At 50.8% G+C, this 5,797-nt stretch carries 2 tRNA genes and 3 rRNA genes; all 5 read right to left on the reverse strand.

Going from position 1 to position 5,797, the window contains the following annotated elements:
• Positions 1 to 11: 11 nt before the first annotated feature.
• Positions 12 to 124, reverse strand: a 5S ribosomal RNA gene (gene rrf, locus AC07PA_RS32545).
• Between the two features lie 161 nt (positions 125 to 285).
• A 23S ribosomal RNA gene (locus AC07PA_RS32550) occupies positions 286 to 3,164 on the reverse strand.
• 430 nt (positions 3,165 to 3,594) lie between these two features.
• Positions 3,595 to 3,670 (reverse strand) — tRNA-Ala (locus AC07PA_RS32555).
• Between the two features lie 51 nt (positions 3,671 to 3,721).
• A tRNA-Ile gene (locus AC07PA_RS32560) sits at positions 3,722 to 3,798 on the reverse strand.
• Between the two features lie 52 nt (positions 3,799 to 3,850).
• A 16S ribosomal RNA gene (locus AC07PA_RS32565) occupies positions 3,851 to 5,379 on the reverse strand.
• Together the 16S, 23S and 5S rRNA genes with 2 tRNA genes alongside form the textbook arrangement of a ribosomal RNA operon.
• Positions 5,380 to 5,797 lie beyond the last annotated feature (418 nt).

A 5,797-nucleotide genomic window follows, 5' to 3' on the forward strand; every position in this document is an offset into this window, starting at 1 on the left:
GGGCTGTAAGAGCCTGACGATGACCTACTTTCACACGGGAACCCGCACTATCATCGGCGCAAAGTCGTTTCACTGTCCTGTTCGGGATGGGAAGGAGTGGTACCAACTTGCTATGGTCATCAGGCATAACTTGGTGTCGGACTGTTCAAGGAACAGCCTGACGAATTCATAGAGTATGGAATCAGATTAGATTTTTGTATTTTTGACTGCGTCTAACTTGGCATAACAATCTTTGAGCGTCCGGGTGCTGCGCTTGCAGTCACGGGGATTGGCTATCAAAGTTATAGGGTCAAGCCGCACGAGCAATTAGTATCAGTTAGCTTAACGCATTACTGCGCTTCCACACCTGACCTATCAACGTCCTGGTCTTGAACGACTCTTCAGGGGGCTCAAGGCCCCGGCAGATCTCATCTTGAAACGAGTTTCCCGCTTAGATGCTTTCAGCGGTTATCTCTTCCACACTTAGCTACTCGGCAATGCCACTGGCGTGACAACCGATACACCAGAGGTGTGTCCACTCCGGTCCTCTCGTACTAGGAGCAGGCTTCCTCAAATCTGCAGCGCCCACGGAAGATAGGGACCAAACTGTCTCACGACGTTTTAAACCCAGCTCACGTACCTCTTTAAATGGCGAACAGCCATACCCTTGGGACCGGCTACAGCCCCAGGATGAGATGAGCCGACATCGAGGTGCCAAACACCGCCGTCGATATGAACTCTTGGGCGGTATCAGCCTGTTATCCCCAGAGTACCTTTTATCCGTTGAGCGATGGCCCTTCCATACAGAACCACCGGATCACTATGTCCTGCTTTCGCATCTGCTCGACTTGTCAGTCTCGCAGTTAAGCACGCTTATGCCATTGCACTATCGTCACGATGTCCGACCGTAACTAGCGTACCTTCGAACTCCTCCGTTACGCTTTGGGAGGAGACCGCCCCAGTCAAACTGCCTACCATGCACTGTCCCCGATCCAGATAATGGACCTAGGTTAGAACCTCAAACACACCAGGGTGGTATTTCAACGTTGGCTCCATGACATCTAGCGACATCACTTCAAAGCCTCCCACCTATCCTACACAGATCTGTTCAAAGTCCAATACAAAGCTACAGTAAAGGTTCATGGGGTCTTTCCGTCTTTCCGCGGGGAGATTGCATCATCACAAACATTTCAACTTCGCTGAGTCTCAGGAGGAGACAGTGTGGCCATCGTTACGCCATTCGTGCAGGTCGGAACTTACCCGACAAGGAATTTCGCTACCTTAGGACCGTTATAGTTACGGCCGCCGTTTACTGGGACTTCAATCAAGAGCTTGCACCCCATCATTTAATCTTCCAGCACCGGGCAGGCGTCACACCCTATACGTCCACTTTCGTGTTTGCAGAGTGCTGTGTTTTTATTAAACAGTCGCAGCCACCGATTTTTTGCAACCCCGTTGGGCTCCCTCTGTTCGAGTTCACCTACTTGGGGCATACCTTCTCCCGAAGTTACGGTATCAATTTGCCGAGTTCCTTCTCCTGAGTTCTCTCAAGCGCCTTAGAATACTCATCTCGCGCACCAGTGTCGGTTTGCGGTACGGTCGTCAATAGCTGAAGCTTAGTGGCTTTTCCTGGAAGCAGGGTATCACTCACTTCGTCTGCAAGCAGACTCGTTATCACCCCTCATCTAAGCCCGGCGGATTTGCCTACCAGGCACGACTACAGGCTTGAACCAACATATCCAACAGTTGGCTGAGCTAACCTTCTCCGTCCCCACATCGCACTATTGATCGGTACAGGAATATTGACCTGTTTCCCATCAGCTACGCATCTCTGCCTCGCCTTAGGGGCCGACTCACTCTACGCCGATGAACGTTGCGTAGAAAACCTTGCGCTTACGGCGAGGGGGCTTTTCACCCCCTTTAACGCTACTCATGTCAGCATTCGCACTTCTGATACCTCCAGCATCCGTTACCAGACACCTTCACAGGCCTACAGAACGCTCTCCTACCACGTGCAATAAATTGCACATCCGCAGCTTCGGTAACTGGCTTAGCCCCGTTACATCTTCCGCGCAGGACGACTCGATCAGTGAGCTATTACGCTTTCTTTAAATGATGGCTGCTTCTAAGCCAACATCCTGACTGTTTTAGCCTTCCCACTTCGTTTCCCACTTAGCCAATTTTAGGGACCTTAGCTGGCGGTCTGGGTTGTTTCCCTCTTGAGTCCGGACGTTAGCACCCGGTGCTCTGTCTCCCAAGCTGTACTCGTCGGTATTCGGAGTTTGCATAGGTTTGGTAAGTCGCCATGACCCCCTAGCCTAAACAGTGCTCTACCCCCGACGGTAATACTTGAGGCACTACCTAAATAGTTTTCGGAGAGAACCAGCTATTTCCAAGTTTGTTTAGCCTTTCACCCCTATCCACAGCTCATCCGCTAGTTTTGCAACACTAGTCGGTTCGGACCTCCAGTACCTGTTACGGCACCTTCATCCTGGCCATGGATAGATCACTTGGTTTCGGGTCTACACCCAGCGACTGATTCGCCCTATTCGGACTCGATTTCTCTACGGCTTCCCTATTCGGTTAACCTTGCCACTGAATGTAAGTCGCTGACCCATTATACAAAAGGTACGCAGTCACCCTTGCGGGCTCCTACTTTTTGTAAGCATGCGGTTTCAGGATCTATTTCACTCCCCTCCCGGGGTTCTTTTCGCCTTTCCCTCACGGTACTGGTTCACTATCGGTCGATTACGAGTATTTAGCCTTGGAGGATGGTCCCCCCATATTCAGACAGGATTTCTCGTGTCCCGCCCTACTTTTCTCTACCTTAGTACCACACGTCTGTTTTCGCATACGGGGCTATCACCCACTATGGCCGGACTTTCCATTCCGCTTTGCTAACAGTCGTGCTATCAATAGAAGGCTCTTCCGATTTCGCTCGCCACTACTCTCGGAATCTCGGTTGATGTCTTTTCCTCGAGCTACTGAGATGTTTCAGTTCACCCGGTTCGCCTCGCATGACTATGTATTCATCATGCGATACCTCTTGCGAGGTGGGTTTCCCCATTCAGAAATCTCCGGATCAAAGCTTATTTGCCAGCTCCCCGAAGCTTATCGCAGGCTATCACGTCTTTCGTCGCCTGTAATCGCCAAGGCATCCACCACATGCTCTTAGTCACTTGACCCTATAACTTTGACATCTCTTGCAAGATATCGCCATCATCTCAAGGACTTGTCAGGTCTTTCACCTGACGCGTTATGCCGTAATGTGAATAATTCCTCGATATCACTATCAAGAAACATTCGTCATTACTAATTCAATTTACTTCACCACGCTCTCGCGCAGCTTTAGCTCGTTGAATATTCGTTTTGACGCAATCAAAAATTCTTGTTGCCGGCGGCACGGTCTGCACTAAACCTTTACGAATGTGCAGTTTCCGCCGACAACTCTGATTCGACTCTATGAATTTTTAAAGAACAGCCGATTGATCAATCGATATTGATCAACAACAAAGGGGCCTTTACCGTTTCCAGTTAAAGCCGCTTTGGTGTTGAGTAATCTCTTCACTCACTACTTGTTTTCTACTATCGCTTGTTGTTGTTCTTGTCTGTCGTTGGTGGAGGATGACGGGATCGAACCGACGACCCCCTGCTTGCAAAGCAGGTGCTCTCCCAGCTGAGCTAATCCCCCATTCGTCCACATCACCACAGCTCGCGCCGCAGCTCTACGTCCATCGGAATTTGGTGGGTCTAGTTGGGCTCGAACCAACGACCCCTGCGTTATCAACACAGTGCTCTAACCAGCTGAGCTACAGACCCTTTTCCAACAACCGATAAGTGTGGGCGTTCAATTTTGAATGCAGTTTTCCAGAAAGGAGGTGATCCAGCCGCACCTTCCGATACGGCTACCTTGTTACGACTTCACCCCAGTCACGAACCCTGCCGTGGTAATCGCCCTCCTTGCGGTTAGGCTAACTACTTCTGGCAGAACCCGCTCCCATGGTGTGACGGGCGGTGTGTACAAGACCCGGGAACGTATTCACCGTGACATTCTGATCCACGATTACTAGCGATTCCGACTTCACGCAGTCGAGTTGCAGACTGCGATCCGGACTACGAATGGCTTTATGGGATTGGCTCCCCCTCGCGGGTTGGCGACCCTTTGTACCATCCATTGTATGACGTGTGTAGCCCCACCTATAAGGGCCATGAGGACTTGACGTCATCCCCACCTTCCTCCGGTTTGTCACCGGCAGTCCCATTAGAGTGCCCTTTCGTAGCAACTAATGGCAAGGGTTGCGCTCGTTGCGGGACTTAACCCAACATCTCACGACACGAGCTGACGACAGCCATGCAGCACCTGTGTTACGGTTCTCTTTCGAGCACTCCTCTATCTCTAAAGGATTCCGTACATGTCAAAGGTGGGTAAGGTTTTTCGCGTTGCATCGAATTAAACCACATCATCCACCGCTTGTGCGGGTCCCCGTCAATTCCTTTGAGTTTCAACCTTGCGGCCGTACTCCCCAGGCGGTCAACTTCACGCGTTAGCTTCGTTACTGAGTCAGTGAAGACCCAACAACCAGTTGACATCGTTTAGGGCGTGGACTACCAGGGTATCTAATCCTGTTTGCTCCCCACGCTTTCGTGCATGAGCGTCAGTACAGGTCCAGGGGATTGCCTTCGCCATCGGTGTTCCTCCGCATATCTACGCATTTCACTGCTACACGCGGAATTCCATCCCCCTCTACCGTACTCTAGCTATGCAGTCACAAATGCAGTTCCCAGGTTGAGCCCGGGGATTTCACATCTGTCTTACATAACCGCCTGCGCACGCTTTACGCCCAGTAATTCCGATTAACGCTTGCACCCTACGTATTACCGCGGCTGCTGGCACGTAGTTAGCCGGTGCTTATTCTTACGGTACCGTCATGGACCCCCTTTATTAGAAGGAGTCTTTTCGTTCCGTACAAAAGCAGTTTACAACCCGAAGGCCTTCATCCTGCACGCGGCATGGCTGGATCAGGCTTTCGCCCATTGTCCAAAATTCCCCACTGCTGCCTCCCGTAGGAGTCTGGGCCGTGTCTCAGTCCCAGTGTGGCTGGTCGTCCTCTCAGACCAGCTACAGATCGTCGGCTTGGTAAGCTTTTATCCCACCAACTACCTAATCTGCCATCGGCCGCTCCGTCCGCGCAAGGCCTTGCGGTCCCCTGCTTTCATCCGTAGATCGTATGCGGTATTAGCAAAGCTTTCGCTCCGTTATCCCCCACGATCGGGCACGTTCCGATGTATTACTCACCCGTTCGCCACTCGTCAGCATCCGAAGACCTGTTACCGTTCGACTTGCATGTGTAAGGCATGCCGCCAGCGTTCAATCTGAGCCAGGATCAAACTCTACAGTTCGATCTTGATTTTTTCGCTCTTTCGAGCAACTCATAAAAAAGAATTGAAGTGAACTTCACTTCTATCTCATGAGCGTTTGTAGTACTAAGTACTAGTTCCGTAGAACTTGGCACTCGCCATCAAACGCCCACGCTTATCGGCTGTATATTTTTAAGGATCCTTGGCAGAAGTCAGAACCGAAGCTCCTTTTTTCTACCGACTTAGCTGCGATCAGCTGAGCCTTGAATTCTAGCACGGTTTTTTAAGTTCCGTCAAACTTTTTGGAAGTTTTTGATTCGCTCAGCATCTCTGCCAACCATCATCAACCGCCTCCAAACACCTTCAAGCTCAACCACCTCTCAGCAGTCAGCTCTTGTCAGCGCAGCCTTAGATTGTATACCGAGAAATCAGCGACTTTTCTAAAACTACCGAAGTTTTT

This window comes from Acidovorax sp. GW821-FHT09B03 (genome assembly GCF_059418305.1).